We start from the raw sequence: 18,134 nt of genomic DNA, 5'->3' as shown, positions 1-18,134 counted from the left end.
AGGGTGTTAATTTACTGAACCATGAACTTTAACACTACGCACTATAACACTTTAACACCTAAACACACCCCTAAGAGGCTATCGCTTTGCGCCGAATGGCTCGAAGTCGATCTAACAACGGTGGATGGGAATAATGAAAGAATACGTACCAGGCGTGGGGCAGCAGGTTGCTCATGTTATGCGCCGATAGCTTCTTCAGGGCTTTTTGCAACGGGTTCCCCCCGTACGTTTGGGTAGCGTAAGCATCAGCCTCAAACTCATTTTTACGGCTAACTACGTTCATCATCAGCCCGGTGAGTGTACTAATGGGTGAATACAAAATGCCGAAGGCAATTAAGTTTAAATGAATGGATAATTGTTGCCCGCCTAACGCTAGGGAGAGAGCCTCGTTAAAGATGAGTAGCGATAGAATGTACAACGTAAACCCAATCTGAGCAATAGAAAGAAACAGGCCAGAAATGATGTGTTTCTTCTTATAGTGTCCTACCTCATGGGCAATAATGGCGATCAGTTCCTCTTCGCTATGCTGTTCAATCAACGTATCGTATAGCACTACTTTTTTCTTACTCCCCATGCCAGAAAAAAAGGCGTTCGACTTGCTCGATCGCTTTGAGCCGTCAATAACGTACACGTTAGTGATTGGAAAATTCACTTTGCGGGCATACGCCGTAATAGCGTTTTTAAGGGAGCCATCTTCCAGTGGAGTGAGTTTATTGAAGAGTGGCACAAAAACGCTGGTATAAAATACGTTCAGCAGTATCATAATCGCGGTAGCCACCCCCCAGAAGTACAACCAAAACGATTGCCCTAGCTCCATCACTAAGTACAGAAACACTCCCACAACCAATCCGCCCAGGACAGCAGTAAGTGCGTAGCCCTTCAGTTTATCTATGAAGAACAGGCGGGGGGTCATTTTATTAAAGCCAAATCGCTCCTCAATCATAAACGTATGGTAAAGCTGAAAAGGTAAATTTAGTATATCAGATGCAACAAAGAGTACGGCAAAATAGACCAGCGATAAAATAATTGGCTGGGTAATCCAGTCCCGCAGTTGTATGTCGAGCCAGCCGAAAAAGCCTCCCAGCAGTAGCACTACCGACACCGCGAAGCCAAACGTGGCGGTAATAGCACTAAACCGATCATTGGCCTGCTGGTACTCTAACGATCTCTGGTACCGTCGCTCATCGTACACTCCCTGTAATTCCTCCGGTAAGTCGTGCTTCTTATTTTGTCGATTAAGGTAATCCAATACCCGTTCAATAACGAAGTTAACCGTAATAATAGTCAGAATAATAAAAAGGATGAGTTGGGCTTCCATAGTATCAAACAAACCCTAAATCTACGAAGAATAGTTCTAAGTACTAGAGTGTTATGGTGTTCAAGTATTCAAGTGTTATAGTGTAAAAATGATGAGCAACCGCGTGCGGCTCCTCGCTGGGACGTCTACCGTTACCTGGTTTTGGCTTTTAAGTTCGGCAAGAGCGAACTCAGAACTTTGAACTTAAAAACCAGAACCCTAAACTCAAAACTGTACAATACAGTACCATAACACCTTAACACTTGCACACATCTAAAACTTCGGACAAGGGATTTTCATGATACTACGGGGTGGTTTGCGAGGGTCGCGCAGTGAGAAATGATACACTACTGAGATTTCGTGAGCACCGCCACTCTGAATTCCTAAACCAGAGATGGTGTAATCAAAGCTGTACCCGATGTTAAAATCTTCTAGTATAAATCCGGCTAGCAAGATTATTGACTCGCTATTGGGAAAACTTTCTAGCTGGGGCACCGGAATGCCGCGGTACCACAATCCTACCACCAGTGGTTCGTAGGTAAGATAGGCCCCTATGTCTAGTTGGTCAAAATTACCTTGCCGCTTATACTGAAAGGTAGGAGTGACACTACGCTCCCGCCCCTTTTCATCTTCACCAACCCTACCAAAGCCCAAAGGAAGTAAAATACGGTAACCACCGTGAATAGAGTGCTTCATGGGCAGCGGACTCACATCGCCCGTTAATGATTGATTGGGAGTAGTCACATGCCCAGCCGAGTAACCAAGGTATAAATTTTCGGTGTAGAGTACCCCACCCAACGTAAGGTCGAAAAAGGAGCGACTTAAACCACCGTTGAGGTTTTCTCCTGTATTGGGGGAAATCAATCCCGTTTCATTGAGTTGATCGCCGAAAATCAGATTGCTATAATTTACATCCCGGTTATAAAATGCTCCTTGCACTCCAGGCCGAAAGGTGAGTTTCTCGGTAAGGCGTAATTGGTAGGCATACTGCAAACCAATACTAATCGACTGTAAACCTTGCAAACCTTGCCGATCTCCGGTAATAATGGCTCCTACTCCACTATTGTAGTCTTCAAAGAAATGATCAAAGTACACCGAAGCCGTATTGAAATTAGCTTCTAGCGAAGGCCACTGACTGCGGAAATTAAGCCCTACCCGGGTTAGCTCCGTAGAACCTGCAAAGGCCGGGTTTAGGTACAAGGGCGCAGCGTAAAACTGCGAAAACTGCGGATCTTGCGCCTGTCCGTAGTGAGAGACTAACCCGAAAAATCCTAAAAGAAGTATAACTGCCCGTCGCATTCCCCTTAATTCAATATAATAACTAAGCACCTATTTTTCAGTAAAAGCGTTTAATTAGCGAAATTATTGTTAAATCTACAATATTTCCTGTGCATCAAAGATAAGGCATCGGATTGGCTCGAATACCCGCGTTATTCTGTATACAGTACAGCGAAAGATCGCTATTGTTTTTTTAGTTGACCGAATTCTTTTACCGAAAAATCATGTTTCTTTCTCACTTTTATACTATAGCGAACCTCTCTTAGTGCAACGAAACACACTAAAACGTAGAAAGCACGTTAATTGCTTACATTAGACATGAAACGAATGCTTTTTTCGTTACTCTCGTAAATATATATTCGCGTACCAAGCATGGGCGATTATGGGAAACCACAACAAAATTCTTTTTATCAGTCTATTTTTATTCCTAACCCTCGGTGAAGTAGCCGGGCAGGGCCGCTCGGATAATTTCTGGATTTTCGGCGGAAGTGGCCAAGGATTACAGTTCGGGTTAGGTGACGATTCGCTAACCGATAATACTATTGAAACAGCAGCACTAGGCAACCAGGGAAGTGCTGTAGCCGCTGATCCGAACACCGGGGATATCTACTTCTACACCGATGGCAATCAAATATTTGATGGGCAAGGCAACCCAATTGCAGTTCCGGGCGGCTTGAATGGTAACGGAACTGGTAGCCAACCCGTAGTAATTGTTCCTGACCCTAATGATGATATTTCCGACGGGGTAAGGGAATACTTTTTATACGTTAATGTGGGTAGTCAAATCTACCAGCACACGGCAACGGTCACTACTTCGCCGGATAATTACCCTACTGTAACCGTCAGTACCGCCAACGGCCCACTCGGCAGTGCCCTAGGAAGCTCCCAAGCAATGACCGTAGTACCTAGTGCCGATGGTAGTACATACTACGTGGTTGCCCAGCAGGCAGGCACAGCCGATTTTTTTGTAATTGATGTAGCAACTGACCCTACCACGGCTACTGTAGTCTCCCCTGGTATTCCGGGAAATATTACCGCTACCAATATGGAGTACAATCCGGCTACCGGACAATTAGCTGTAGCCTTCAACGGTGGGGTACACGTACTAGCATCCGATGGGGTTGGTGGACTTACGTTCAATGAAACAGTGGGAACCGGACAAAATGTGTTCGACGTGGCCTGGTCGCCCGATGGGTCGAAGCTGTACTACAGCACCGGAATAGGGGGCAGCGTTTTTCAGCACGATTTTACCACCGGCAACCCCACCGTTCTGGCCGGAGTGGGCGGCACCGCTAACTACGGCTTACAAACTGGACCCGATGGTAGCGTTTATCATTTATACCAAACTCCCAACGGGGTTCAGCTGGGAGTAATCAGCATGGCTGATAGTGCGGCTGCGTTGGTGACGTACGAAGATGGCTTACTCGGTGGAACTGACTTTGTGGGGCAGCAGTTTTCGCAAGTAGCTTTTGCCACGCAAGGCGATCTGAGCTTTACCATCACCCAGGCTGGGCAGTGTACTAACAACCCAGTGCAGCTCATTCCTGAGTTTGCCGAAGGTACCCCTACTCCCGACAGTATTATTTGGGTACTGCCCAACGGAGAATTTACCGGATACAGTCCTACCTTCACACCCGAAGAGGCCAGCGGACAGGTATTTGCGGTCGCTTACTGGGATAATGATTCGGCCATCGCTCAGTTACCCCTGACATTGCAAGAGCTTGACCTGCAAATTCCGATTGTGCAGGATACCACCATTTGTCCCGGTGACTCCATCACACTAAATGCTGAACCTGAGAGTGGGCAAGGGGGCGGGCAACCCGGAACAGGAGGTGGAACTGGAGGAAATTACAGTTATCTGTGGAGCACCGGAGAAGATGAAGCAGAAATTATAGTAGATGAAGCCGGAGTCTACTGGGTGCTAGTCACTGACCAATCAACCGGATGTACTGCTTACGCTGAATCTAACGTGAAAGAGTACCAGGTGCCCAATCAGACCTACAACGTTTGGTACTTTGGCAATAGTGCGGGCATTGATTTTAACAACCTCTACGATAATCCGAATAATCCTGACGATAATGGTGACGGAGTAGACAATGATGGTCAGGTAGTGGGCTTAGGCGATGGGGCATCAACGGCTCCCGAAGGGGTGGAAGCTATTTCGGATGCTAGCGGTGATCCGCTATTTTACACCGACGGACGGACACTCTACTTTGTGAACGGAGGTACACATACGGAAGTACCGGACATTACCGGAGCCCCGGTAGATTTAACCGAAGGGGCACCCGCTGGAGCCTCAGCTACGATGGTGGGCATGGTACAGGTTCCGGGCACGGATGCTGCTTACTACATTTTCACATCTACCCCAGTAGAGGGCGGAGGCAACCAACTGCGCTACGCGGTGGTAAACCTGAACGGAAGCGTTCAAGGCACTCCGGAACCTCGCCCGGTAATCGTTTCTGATAACAACATCTTATTCTCTCCCGGCACCGAACGTATCACTATTCAGGGCGGGCGTGGTGGCCCGGCTACGCTACTGGTTCATGAATACGGCAACAATGCATTTCGCTCCTACCCTATTACCGAACAAGGTATTGGCAATCCGGTTATTTCTTCGGTAGGTTCTAACCACGATCTTACCAATCCGGAAGATGCCCGGGGCTATATGAAGTTTGGGGGCGATTCTACCGGAACTGTGGTGGGAGTAGTAGCCGACAACCGAGTAGAAATCTTTAACTACGATTCTGAAACACTGGAGCTTAGTAACCCAACTATTGTTCCTTTCGACGGTTTGGGTACCCCCTACGGCTTAGAGTTTCAGTCTGACTCGGTAGGTAATACTGTTGTTATCGTTTCTACCGACAATGGTATCTACGTAGCCAGCGTAGAACGTCCGTTGGAAGAAGGGGCTACGGTAAACTTTCAACCCGTGAGCGGGGCTTCAGGGGTGTTCGGAGCTATTCAGCAGGGTTCCGACGGACAATTGTATGTAGCCCAGGAGGGAGCCACCGGATTAGGAACGGTTTCGGGCAATGTTAATGATCCGTCTAGCTACACTTACCAAGCTGATCAGGTGCAACTTCCGGCGGGAGCTACGGTGGGCCGAGGACTACCTAGTTATATTGACCAAGGAGGAAGTTCCTTCCCCGAGCCCAACATTACTGTAGACGATGCCTGCGTAGGCAACGAAACCCAGTTCTCGGCTCAGGGTCGCGACGATGTAATTGAAACCTACGAGTGGGTAATCGTTCGCCTGAACGAAGACGGCACCGAAAGCTTTGTCGGTTTATCTGACTCACTGCGCTCAGAGCAGAGCTTCTCGTTTGCCATAGATACGCTGGGTAACTACGAGGCGCGGGTAACGCTCTCGAACCCTTGTGAGGATGATACCGTACTAGTTCAGCAATTTACCATGGGTACCGCCCCTGAAGTTACTTTAGAAGAAGATGCAAGCGCCAACTTGTGCGGTGATGGAATAGAAATAACAGCAATTGATTCGGGAGATGTATCGGGACTTACTTTCCAGTGGATTCGACAGGGCGCGGTAGGCGGAGGCAACTTGCCTCCTACTAACACTATTACCGCTACTGAGCCCGGATTGTATACCGTCACGGTGATAAACGCCGACAGTTGTACTAGCGAAGGTGAGATATTTGTGGTGGATATTCGTCCGCCGGTAGAGTTAGGCGAGGATTTTACGCTCTGCCAAAACGAAGAGCGGGAGCTGGACGTAGAAATTCCCGACCCAGCCGATGATGATGCTTACCAGTGGCTCATCTTGGATCAAAACGACCAAGTGATTACCAGCAGCGACGAGCCCGCCGTTGAAGTGAGCGACTTAACTCCTAACCCCGGAGTGTACCAGTACACCGTCACCGTTAATGCCGCCGATGGTTGCTTCAACCAAGATACGGTAGTGGTAACCATTCTAGAATCTCCTGAAATTGAAGGAACTGTTACTAACTCCGAGTGCGGTGTTCCCTCTGGAGAAATACAGCTAAATATTCTAAGCGACCCTAACGAAACCTATTCCTTTGTTTGGACTGACCGGGATGGTAACCAAGTAGGTACTACCGAGGATGTTAGTGGATTGGCAGCGGGAGTGTATACCGTAGCGGTCAGCAATTCTATCGGATGTACCACTACTGAACAGTTCGCTATCAGCGATGCCAACGCCGATTTTACCGTTGAAGTTGAGCCCCAAGAAGGCTGCGATGATACCGGGACATTGCTCGTTACCATCACGCCCGACGACCCGAGTACGTTTACCGGAGTAAATTGGGCTATACTGGATGAAGGCGGAGCAGTAGCATTTAGCGGAACAAATTCTTCGGGCCTGACCTTTACTATTCCTGAAGCTAACCCTCCGGCTGGTAATGGATTGGCTCCTGGCTCATTTGGGTTAGAATTTGAAAGTCTTCCTGGTTTATGTATTCAAGCCGATACTTTGACCATTCCCGAGCCGGATTCGGTAGATTTTGATTTACCTGGTTTGCGGGTTTTCTGCGAGCCTACCGAAGTAGCCGCGTTAGACCCTGATACAGGTGAACCGCTTGACCCATTGGTATTTAATTTTACTTGGACAAATGTTACCCCGGGAGCTACAGCAAACGCTGGTCTTTCTAATCCTACTCAGAACCGAACAGTAATTTCTCAGGCAGGTACGTACGAAGTAGAAGTTACGCCCATTGACCCAGCCGATACGCGTTGCCCGGCTACGCAAGATGTAGAAGTCACTTTTGAAACTCCACCGACTATTCAGGCCATTGTAGAGCTGGAAGATAATAGTTGTGAAGAGGGCGAAAAGGTTATAGGTGTAGAATTTGCCCCCGAAGTTGTAGATACTGGCGATTTAATCTACGAGTGGCAGGTAGCACTGCCGGATGGTACGGTACAAACCAATATTGGGGCTACGCAAAACATTACTATATCCCGAACCGGTGACTACTCAGTAAATGTACGACGGCGGGGAGGAAACGCTACCTGTACCAGTGCCGCCAGTCCGCTGCCCGTTGTCGTCAATCAGCCGCTTTCGGTGCTTATTTTGTTTGGCAGTGCCTGCGACGATGGCACCGATATTCCGCTCATTGCCCGAGTTACTACCGATGGCACCGATAGCCTACGCTACGAGTGGTACGATTCAGCCAATGTTCGTTTGCCCGCCAGTGGTGATACGCTGTTGCTTCGTCCGGATATGCCTGCCGGTGAGTATCGGGTGGTGGTAACGCAATTGGTAGACGGAGCAGATGGTTGTACCGCCGAAACCTCAGCTGATGTTACTCGCAGCCCGGTACCCGAAACCAATCTGGGAGAAGGCCCTTTCGTCATCTGTCCGCGTGACCCGGATCCAGAAGCCAACTCGGTACTGCTCGAAGTAAGCTTCGCCCCGAATATTCTCTGGACTACACCCTTCGGAACGTTTGATAATACTGTAACTCTTCCGGCTAATCAAGGAGGCACTTACGTGGTGGAGATTACCAATGAATTTGGCTGTACCACCATTGACTCGGTAGAAGTAATTGAGGATTGCACTCCGACTATCGTCGCCCCGAACGCCTTCCGCCCCAATGGGGTGAACAGCGAGTTTTTTGTGTACCCCCGCTACGTATCTGATGATGATTTTGAAGTGCGAATTTATAACCGCTGGGGTGAGTTAGTCTTCCAATCTAATAATAGGGATTTCCGCTGGGATGGTACGTACAATGGTCAGCCGGCCCCGTTAGGCTCTTACCCTTACGTGATTACTTTCAAATCTGATACCGATGGCTCCAATGATATTCTGGAAGAACGGGGCGGAGTAACGATTATACGATAGTAGGAACATGAATATTTATGTTCCTACTAACAAATATGCCCGAGAAATATCAATGTATTAATTCAGTTAGGAAAGAAAGGTTGTCTAAAAATCCAGTCGGTAACGCACCCCGAAGTTGATTGACAGGTGCGTGACGCTCCACTTTTCGGTGCCCACATCGATAGCTCCGGTAGTAGGACTGAATTTAAGTGCTGCCATCACGTCTAGCTCATCCGCAATTTCGTATAACACTCCGCCTGTAAGCCCCACGCCCAAGACTGTACTAGATTCTGACTGCTCGGCCTGCCCCACAGCAATTTTATTGGAAACAAAAAACGCTCCCAGCTCTAATCCAGCAAAAGGGCGAAGTTCCTCGTCGCCAAAAATATACTCGCCCACTACGGTTACCGGAACCACCGAGAAACGAGCGGTAGATAGCTCTATGTTATTGACCGTTTCCAGATTACTCCGTAAGTCTTTGGCGTAGCCATTACGCACGTAGCCAATATTAAGTCCTACATTCAGGTTCTCCAAAATAGCGTAACGGCTCTCTACTGTGAAGTTGAATCCGGTTCCTGCTAAGTCTGAGTATTTACCGATAGGAATGGCTGGGCCAACGTTTATTCCACCCGACAACTGGGCGTTCGCTACTTGAAATCCCAAAACAAAGAGCAGGAGAGTACAGAATAAATGTCGCATAATGATAACGATTTAAGTAGTGTGATTAATTGATTTCACTACTTATGCCTGTCATTAGCGAAAGGTTAATGGCACCACCCAAAAATGTGGCATAAAAACGCTAGTTAATTTCCTTTTTTATCCAAAACTCCGGTGATCTCAGATTATAACAGAAATAGCTACTCGCTCCGTAAGCTCTTCACTGGGTTTACCGTAGAAGCTTTAATAGTCTGATAACTTACGGTCAATAAAGTAACCAATAAAGCTCCTAAAGCTGCGGTGGCGAATACCCACCAGTTTAGGTCGGTACGGTACTCGTAGTTCTGTAACCAATCGCGGGCAAAGTAGTAGGCGAGCGGAATAGCTAGCAGACAGGCAATCAGAATTAAGCCCAGAAAATCTTTAGAAAGTAGTTGCCATAAATTGGCAACCGAGGCTCCCAACACTTTACGAATACCAATTTCTTTGGTTCGTCGTTCGGCTACAAACGAAGCCAGTCCAAACAAACCCAGACAGCTGATAAATATGGCAAGTATTGCGAAGAAGCCCGATAGCTTACCTACCCGAATTTCAGTACTAAATTTTTGAGCGTACTGTTCATCAGTAAAGTTGTACTCAAATGGGTTAACCGGATCAAACTTTTTGTAAACCGATTCAATATCGGCCAAGGCTTGTTGGGTGCTTACATCAGGTTTTAGTTTGATGTTGAGAATGTCCGAGCGGTCGTAGTCAATAAAGAAAATCATCTGCCTCACCGGTGCGTAGGGCGACTGGGTAATCATATCTTCCACTACTCCAATGATGGTATAAATTCCGTTCTCGCCCCAATCCATTTGCTCTCCAATTGGATCGTCAAAACCCATGTATTCAACGGCGGCTTCGTTGATGACAAAACCCATAGAATCAGTAGCAAAGTCGCGGGAGAAATCCCGCCCTTCCACAATATTCCAGTCAACAGTTTCACCGAATTCATGGCTAATTCGCATAGTAACAAACTCGTCCTGCATACCCGGTACTTTTCCTCGCCAATCAAGACCACTATTGGTCGTACCCATCCGGGTGATAGGCGACTCAGATTTGGCCACTTCCTCTACTACTCCCGTTTGTAGCAAGTCGTTTCGAAAAGCATTAAAACGTTGATTTACTTCGCCTCTTGCCGGAACAGTAAACAGACGATCAATATCGTAACCAATTGGGCGATTTTTAACAAACTGGATTTGCTGGAAAACGATGAGAGTGCCAATAATCAAACTGACCGAAACTGCAAATTGGGTCACTACTAGCACTTTGCGGGGCAACGCTGCCATCCTCCCGGTACGGAAGGTTCCTTTTAGCACTCGCACGGCTTTTAGTGAAGAAAGGTACAGCGCCGGATAGCTTCCGGCTAATATTCCGGTGAGCAAAACAAAGCCTAACCCCGCTAGCCAAAACCAAGGATTAGACCATAGTATACTTATTTCTTTATCAGCCACCTCATTGAAGGCCGGAAGAATTAGCCACACTAGCAAGATGGCAACCACAAACGACAGGGCTGCGATCAGCATAGACTCAGTGAAGAACTGATGAATCAATTGACTACGTAGTGAACCGATAGCCTTGCGAACTCCAATTTCCTTCGCCCTTTTCTCGGATCGAGCGGTACTCAGATTCATAAAGTTGATACAAGCCAGCAGTAGCACAAATACTCCAATGATGCCAAACAACCATACGTACTGAATCCGCCCACCCACACTAACCCCTTGTTCAAAATCTGAATGCAGATATACTCTCGACATAGGATGTAGAAACAGCTCTGGATTAAATCGGGCACCTTCGTCCTCGGTTACTCGTTTCTTTTTTGCATCTGTAATCGCTGCCGAAGCTTGGCTCATTTCGGTATGCTCCGCGATCTGTACCATCGTTTGAAACCAGTTATTACCCCAACTTAGCCATTCAGGCAACCCACTTTCGTAAAGCTCCCACGGAGCGATAAATTCTGCCCCAGCGAAGCTAGAATTCTGAGGAAAATCTTCGTATACCCCAGTAACTTTTACCGTAAACCAATCCGCAATTTGTATAATCTCATCGATCGGATCACTATCATCGAAAAACGCTTGAGCGGTGGACTCCGAAAGAAGAATAGTATTAGGTTCGACTAAGCCCTGGCGAGTGCCACTAAGCATCCGTAGCGTGAGCATTTCAGGCGCAGTAGCTTCCATGAAAATACCCGTTTTTGTTAATGCCTTGTCGTCCTTCCGCAATATGCGGCCTTGCTGAAAACTCGACATTACGACGTACTCAAAGTACGTTCCGTAGTTTTCACGAAGTTCAGGTGCCAATTGTAAGGCTTGATTTCGCCCCGTCTTTATTTCCCCCTCAAACGTCTGATTCTGCATCACCCAGGCAATACGGTCGTAGTTCTCGTGATATTTATTAAATGAGAGTTCATTGTGTACCCACAAACCTATGAGGATAGCGACCATCATACCGACAGCCAATCCACTGATGTTGATGAACGAATAGCCTTTGTGCTTTAAGATATTTCTCCAGCCGATTTTGAAGTAGTTACGATACATAGCGTAGTGCGTTGGGTTATAGAATGTTGATAAATTTCGTACGGCAAACGGTCGTAGGTAATGAAAGACTTGGTACCAGTAATTCCGCCTGGCTCTGGCTAACGAATGCTCTTCTATATTTTGGTAGAACTTCTCTTCTAAATCTCCCTCCACTTCCTCGGCGAGTTCATCCCGAAGAAACCAGTGGAGGAAACGTTGGGCGAGCTGAGGGGGATATTGATTAAGAGATTTCACAGCCTTCTACATTTATATCACTCACTTCGTAGGCTTTTTACTGGATTGGCTAAAGCGGCTTTTATCGTCTGATAGCTGACGGTGGCTAGTGTGAGTAACAAAGCTCCTAAGCCTGCCGCAGTAAAAACCCACCAGCTTAGCTCAATTCGATAGTCGTATTGCTGAAGCCAATGCTGCATCGCATAGTAGGCCAGCGGAATGGCAATAAAACAGGAAATGAGTACTAATCTCACAAAATCCTTGGATAGCATTCCCCACAGTGATACTACCGAAGCTCCCAGTACTTTTCGGATGCCGATTTCTTTGGTACGCTGTTCTGCTACGTAGGAAGCCAACCCGAATAATCCCAGCGCACTAATGAATATGGTCAGTAAGGCAAAGACACCAGCCAGTTTTCCTACCTGACTTTCCATCGCAAATTTTTTATTGAATTCCTCATCCACAAAACTATACTCAAAGGGAAAAGCCGGATTATATGTCTCAAAGGCGGGCTGAATAGCTATTAGTGCCTCTTTTACATTCACCCCCGATTTTATCCTAATCAACACATTATTGGCAATGTCGGGAACGAACATAATGACTCCCGGCGCTACCGTCTCAAAGGGGTTCAGCATTAATACATCCTCCACTATTCCCACAATTGTCATCTCCCGGCCACCTGAGGTCATGGTTCTGCCAATCGGATCATCGTAGCCGATGATATCTAAGGCCGTTTCGTTGAGAATCACCGCATTAGAATCAGTAGAAAATTCTGGTGAAAAAGGCCTGCCCTGCGTAAAGGTGAGTCCCGCCGCATTTTCGTAATCCCATCCAGTCATCAGGGCTTCCAAAGCAATACGGGAGTTGGGATCTTTGCCTTCCCAGGAAAAGTCACTCCACTTATTGTACACTTCGGTCATGGGACTAGACGTTCGGGCTACCGCCTCCACGTACCCGGTATTTAGTAACGCTTGTTTCAAGGCCTCAAAGTTTTGGGCAATATCTTCGCTTCCTTGAATAGAGATCAGATTATCCAGATTATAGCCGATAGAGCGGCTTTTTGCGTAATTGATCTGGTGAAAAACTACGAGTGTACCAATGATTAACCCTACGGAAATGACAAATTGGAATACCACTAACACTTTCCGAAATACCACTGGCCCCCGGCCCTGCGTGAAGGTGCCTTTGAGAATCTTGACGGGTTGGAATGAGGAAAGATACAAGGCTGGATAACTCCCAGCGATCAGCCCAGTGATGAGACAAATACCAAATCCAATCACCCAAAGGAAGCGACTACTTACATCCAAGGTGATATGTTCAAAGCCAAGATCTCTTAAATAAGGAAGCCCTATGAACACCAATCCTATCGATAGCAGAAAGGCCAGCAGGGCAATCATCACTGATTCACTGAAAAACTGTAGAATGAGCTGCGTTCTGAGTGAACCAATCGCTTTGCGAATACCCACTTCCTGCGCCCGTTTTTCAGACCGAGCGGTAGAAAGGTTCATGAAATTGATACAAGCGATTAGTAGTACCAATACTCCAATAATGCCAAACAGGCGCACATAGGCTATTTTACCGCCCGCATTCTCCCAGTTTTCGTATTCACCGTACAAATGAAATTCACCAAAGGGTTGAATACTTAGCTTTTGTTCCGGCGACTTAGGGTCGTTTTCCCGGTTGATGAGGCTGATCTTATCCGAGAACACGTCCATTGATACGCCTTCGTTCATTTCCAAAAATGTCCAGATTACATTACTGCCCCAATCGTCCCGGTACCTTTGTAGATAGCTATTGGCTAGGTTGTATTCAAACGGGGCTAAAAATGTGATGTAGCTGAAAAAGGAGTTTTCCGGTATATCGCTGATTACTCCGGTTACCTGAGCATCATATTCGTTGTTGATTCTCACGATCTTACCCATTGGATCATCATTGCCAAAGAGAGTTTTTGCCAACGATTCAGTCAGTATAATAGATTTAGGATCATTCAGAGCGGTTGCACGATTACCCTGTATCAGTGGAAAGGAGAACATGTCCAGGAAGTCTGGGTCTACGTATTGACCGGTTTGTCGCACTTTCCGCTCTTCCGCCATCAGGCTTACGGAACCACCCTTAAAGCGGGTGATATGCTTAATTTCAGGATAATCACTGCCCAAGACTTCATATAGGGGCAATGGCACGAACAATTGCGTATCTTTTGTATCGTTGAAAAGGGTATGTTTTCTGATAATTCCGATACGGTCTAGGTTTTCATGAAAAGAATCAATATTTGTTTCGTAGTGTATCCACAAGCCAATGAGCAAGGCCACGGCCATTCCTACTCCCAGTCCACCGATGTTGATCAGCGAGTATCCTCTATTTTTCAGCAGGTTTCTCCAGGAAATTTTCACGAAATGATTAAACATAGCATACTGAGTTGGGTGGTGTAATGATGTTAAATTCTTTATTGCGAACGGACGCAGATAATGAAAGACTTGGTACCAGTAATTCCGCCTGGCTCTGGCTAACGAGTGTTCCTCCAACGTTTGGTAGAATTTTTCCTCTAAATCCCCCTCCACCTCCTCAGCTAGTTCCTCCCGGAGAAACCAGCGAAGGAAACGTTGGGTGAGTTGGGGAGGTAAATTGTCAGGATCAGGATTCACGGGATGATGGTATTAATAGGATTTTCACTTTCAGGATGGTCAATTCTTTGCTTTATGTGCTTTGCTAAATAGACGCTTAACCTCGAGGCTTCTTGCTCCAAAATTGATAAGTAGCCCTTTATCAATCTTGTAAGCTTGCAGATAATTGAGAGCTTGCGCCAGATGAACGTCTTCTAGTTGTATGATAGCCTTCAGTTCAACTATCACCTGATTCTCTACCACAAAGTCAGCCCTTCTTGTACCTACTTGTATGTCTTCATAGAAAATAGGCATCTCTAGTTCGCGAGTAAACCCTAGCTCCTGCTTCTCCATTTCAATAGCCAAACACCTTTGATAAATCACTTCCTGGAATCCATTGCCTAAAGTACGATGTACTTTCATTGCACATCCAATAATTTTATATGTCAGAGGGTCATTAATTTCGTCCGTCACTGTATCGAATTTAATTCTGCTAATCTTTAAATCTCTTGAATCCTGATTCTGACATTATAGTCAGTAGCAAATGGTGGAAACTGTCTCCATAGTGATACTTTCAGGTCGCGAGAGATTTCTAGGGCACGCTGACCGTAGGCAGTGATGGTATAAATGCGTTTACGGCGTCCACCCCGTTCGGCAGTAGCCTGTCCCATTTCAGAAGTGAGAAAGCCTTTATCTTCTAAACGGCTTAGCGTAGAATGTACCGCGCCAATGGAAACCGAGCGACCAGTTTGAGATTCAAATTCTTCGGCTAGCTTGAAGGCATAGGCGCTCTCGCCTAAAATTCCTACTAACAGTAAAACTGTTTCTTCAAAGTCGCCCAGACGAGATTCTTTCATACGATACTAAATTGTAGAGCTAATATAGAAATAAAAAACTCATTTGCTATACATTTTAGTAACAAATTATATTAACTGATGATGAAGGAGTGGGGACGTGTTGCCATACGCCCGAACCGGGAACTAATGACAATTCAGCCATTTAGCAATTGAATCATTCAGCAATCAGAAAGCGATAGTATCAGGAAGATACTTGGAAGCTAAGTCTTCGTAGTAGGGTCGTAGTTCGGCTACGTTGGGCGCTTGAGGAGATTTGGTATACAGATCGTAAGGATTAAATTTTTCTACCCACTTAAACATCTTATGATCGTGCTCATTCATCAGATGATCGTAAGCTCCTTCCCGATGTTGGGCGTAGAACGAGTGGTAACGCATAATGTAGAGTGCGGACTCCGGCATATAATCTTTCATCGCGGTGTACAAATACTCATCATGCCCCCATGACATATGTACGTTATCTAACCCGCAGTTAGGTTCGTACACTCCGTACTTGGTATTGTAGCGATCATCATCAATATCAGGATTATCTTGAAAGAATTCAGGATACACAATCTTGTTGGAAAATTGACAACCTACCGGAAAAGTATCGCCCACTACCGCCCACTGGGGTTCGCCAAACAAACAGAGAATCTTACCCAGATCGTGCAGAAAACCCGTCAGTACAAACCAGTCAGGGTGACCATCGGCTCGTATCGCCTCAGAGGTTTGCAGCAGATGTTGGGTCTGATCCAGATCAATATCGGGGTCAGAATCGTCAATGAGTGTATTTAAAAACTCAACCGCTTCCCAAAGGGTCATCTTCCGCTTTTGCAGCTTCTTGTACTCAGCTTCTTTTGCTAGCACAAAGTCGTAAGATTGGTAAGTATGGTTAAGACGGTAAAATTCCCGCACCGTGTCCCGATCAGGATTATCGTAGTTGCGAAACTCTTCCTTTTTCTTCTCTCCGCTTTTGGGATAACGCTCCCGTAAATCTTCTTCCCACAATTCTTCTATATCTAATGTTGGTTTTGTGTCTTTCATAATCTCTCGATTGTTCGATGGCTGAATGGTTCAATTGTCATTATCCACTGTCAATTATCACCTGTCTATGGTACACTGTTCACTGCTAATTGTTTATTGTCCTAACCAAATATACAAAGCAATAATCACAATGGTTAATACGATACTAAACGGTTTTGCGTACTTCCAGGGTTGTATATCCAAAATAGTTTTATCTGATGACCAAGGCGGGCGGGTGTTCGGATAAAAATGAGACACCCCAAACATCACTGCCATATTCAACAGAAATTCAATACCCCAGATATGCACAAAGTGAATATCTACCTGAAAAATAAACGTTGTAAGAATGTAAAACAATAGTCCTACAAACAATGCCGCTTTCGCTCCGGTAGCCGAAATACGGGGAATAAACAGTCCAGCCAGCATGATAGAAGCAATGGGAATGAAGAAAATACCATTCAACTGTTGCAATAGTTGGTATAATCCTTCTGGAGCCCGTGCTACTAGCGGTGCTGCTACAATTGCTACCAAGGCTAACAAAGCCGAACACATCTTCCCCACCCGAACAAGCTGCCGATCAGTAGCTGAAGTATTCAGCAGTCGTTGATAGATACCTACACTAAAAATTGTAGCCGAACTGTTGAGCACACTATTAAAAGTACTAAGGACTGCTCCCATTACTACCGCCGCAAAAAAACCAACGAAGCTCAGAGGCAGCACTTTTTTAATGAGTTCGGGGTAAATAATATCCTGATTGTCATAGAACTGATCACCGAAATAGTAGTAAGCAATGACACCGGGTAGCACAATGATGAGCGGCACCAACGTTTTCAGCACCCCAGTGTATAACAACCCTTTCTGGGCTTCTTTCAAGTTTTTAGCTCCAAAGGCCCGCTGAATAATTGTTTGATTCATTCCCCAGAAGTAGAGCTGATTGATGATTAAACCCGTAAACAACGTGCTAAACGGCAATACTGAGTCTGATGACCCAATCACACTGAATTTCTCTGGACTGTTTTCATAAACCCGAGATAAACCCGTGAACATATTGCCATCTCCAATATCCAGCAGAGCTAATATTGGAACGGCTAAACCGCCGATGAATAACCCGATTCCATTAATCGTATCCGAATAAGCTACGGCCTTCAACCCACCGAAAATAGCGTACCCTGAACCGATCAATCCAATCACCACTACCGTAATCCACAACCCTTCGTTTTGAGATACTCCCAACACACCCGATACATCAAAAATACTTTCCAGATTAATTGCCCCAGTAAATAGCACAATCGGCAGCAGCGTGACTACGAAGGAAACCATCAGAAACAGGGCTACCAGTGTACGGGTCATGCTATCGAACCGCTCCTCCAGATACTGAGGAATCGTGGTCAATCCCATTTTCAAGAAAGTAGGAATGAAGAACAGTGCTGCTACAATTAACGCTAAAGCGGAAGTAACCTCCCAGGCAATAATGATGAACCCATTTTTATAGGCTGACCCGTTCAGGCCAATCAGATGCTCGGTAGAGATATTAGTTAGCAACATCGATCCGGCAATTACCACTCCGGTCAGGCTACGCCCACCTAGAAAATAGCCGTCGCGGGAAGAAAGCGATTCTTTACGGAGGCGGTACCAAGAATAAAAAGCGACAAAGGCCGTAAAGCCCAAAAAGGAAAGTAGAATTTGCATAAATCAATGTGCAATGTGCAATGTGCAATGTGCAATGTGCAATGTGCAATGTGCAATGTGCAATGTGCAATGTGCAATGTGCAATGTGCAATGTGCACACGCTTCTCCAATCAGAGGGTTACATTTAATTACACATTGTTAACTACTCATTGCTAACTGTTCATTGTTTTAAAT

General features: G+C 46.1%; 10 protein-coding genes. 1 reads left to right on the top strand and 9 read right to left on the bottom strand.

What is annotated here, in order from left to right; genetic code table 11:
• Positions 1-70: 70 nt before the first annotated feature.
• Together P0M28_RS20450 and P0M28_RS20445 are read right to left on the bottom strand one after the other, a co-directional pair.
• Positions 71-1,318, bottom strand: coding sequence for a M48 family metallopeptidase (locus P0M28_RS20450; RefSeq protein WP_302204686.1), 1,248 nt, complete (start codon positions 1,316-1,318; stop codon positions 71-73).
• Positions 1,319-1,570: 252 nt separating this feature from the next.
• Positions 1,571-2,596, bottom strand: a complete 1,026-nt coding sequence (locus tag P0M28_RS20445) for a PorP/SprF family type IX secretion system membrane protein (RefSeq protein WP_302204684.1) — start codon at positions 2,594-2,596, stop codon at positions 1,571-1,573.
• 361 nt (positions 2,597-2,957) lie between these two features.
• Here P0M28_RS20445 and P0M28_RS20440 point away from each other — a divergent pair, with 361 nt between their 5' ends.
• A complete protein-coding gene (locus tag P0M28_RS20440) occupies positions 2,958-8,390 on the top strand; it encodes a T9SS type B sorting domain-containing protein (RefSeq protein WP_302204682.1) in 5,433 nt (1,810 codons plus the stop codon).
• An 84-nt stretch (positions 8,391-8,474) separates the two neighbouring features.
• On the opposite strand, the gene P0M28_RS20435 is transcribed toward P0M28_RS20440, so the two are convergent.
• From P0M28_RS20435 to P0M28_RS20405, 7 genes are all read right to left on the bottom strand, one after another.
• The gene (locus tag P0M28_RS20435; protein ID WP_302204681.1) at positions 8,475-9,068 is read right to left on the bottom strand and encodes an outer membrane beta-barrel protein; all 594 of its coding nucleotides are present in this window, start codon (positions 9,066-9,068) and stop codon (positions 8,475-8,477) included.
• A gap of 158 nt (positions 9,069-9,226) precedes the next feature.
• Positions 9,227-11,836: an ABC transporter permease gene (locus P0M28_RS20430; RefSeq protein WP_302204680.1), complete on the bottom strand. Its 2,610-nt coding sequence runs from the start codon at positions 11,834-11,836 to the stop codon at positions 9,227-9,229.
• Positions 11,837-11,853: 17 nt separating this feature from the next.
• Positions 11,854-14,457 (bottom strand): ABC transporter permease, encoded by a 2,604-nt coding sequence (locus P0M28_RS20425; RefSeq protein WP_302204679.1) that lies wholly within the window; start codon positions 14,455-14,457, stop codon positions 11,854-11,856.
• 39 nt (positions 14,458-14,496) lie between these two features.
• Positions 14,497-14,889 (bottom strand): GxxExxY protein, encoded by a 393-nt coding sequence (locus tag P0M28_RS20420; RefSeq protein WP_302204678.1) that lies wholly within the window; start codon positions 14,887-14,889, stop codon positions 14,497-14,499.
• A 26-nt stretch (positions 14,890-14,915) separates the two neighbouring features.
• Positions 14,916-15,272 carry a PadR family transcriptional regulator gene (locus tag P0M28_RS20415; protein ID WP_302204676.1) on the bottom strand — a complete coding sequence of 119 codons (357 nt, stop codon included), beginning with the start codon at positions 15,270-15,272 and terminating at the stop codon, positions 14,916-14,918.
• A 165-nt stretch (positions 15,273-15,437) separates the two neighbouring features.
• The gene (locus tag P0M28_RS20410; RefSeq protein ID WP_302204675.1) at positions 15,438-16,292 is read right to left on the bottom strand and encodes an inositol oxygenase family protein; all 855 of its coding nucleotides are present in this window, start codon (positions 16,290-16,292) and stop codon (positions 15,438-15,440) included.
• 93 nt (positions 16,293-16,385) lie between these two features.
• Positions 16,386-17,960 carry a solute:sodium symporter family transporter gene (locus tag P0M28_RS20405; protein WP_302204674.1) on the bottom strand — a complete coding sequence of 525 codons (1,575 nt, stop codon included), beginning with the start codon at positions 17,958-17,960 and terminating at the stop codon, positions 16,386-16,388.
• Positions 17,961-18,134: the final 174 nt, after the last annotated feature.

Origin of the sequence: Tunicatimonas pelagia, assembly GCF_030506325.1 — a bacterium.
Lineage (GTDB): Bacteria > Bacteroidota > Bacteroidia > Cytophagales > Cyclobacteriaceae > Tunicatimonas > Tunicatimonas pelagia.
This window is presented reverse-complemented; position numbering and strand designations above follow the sequence as displayed.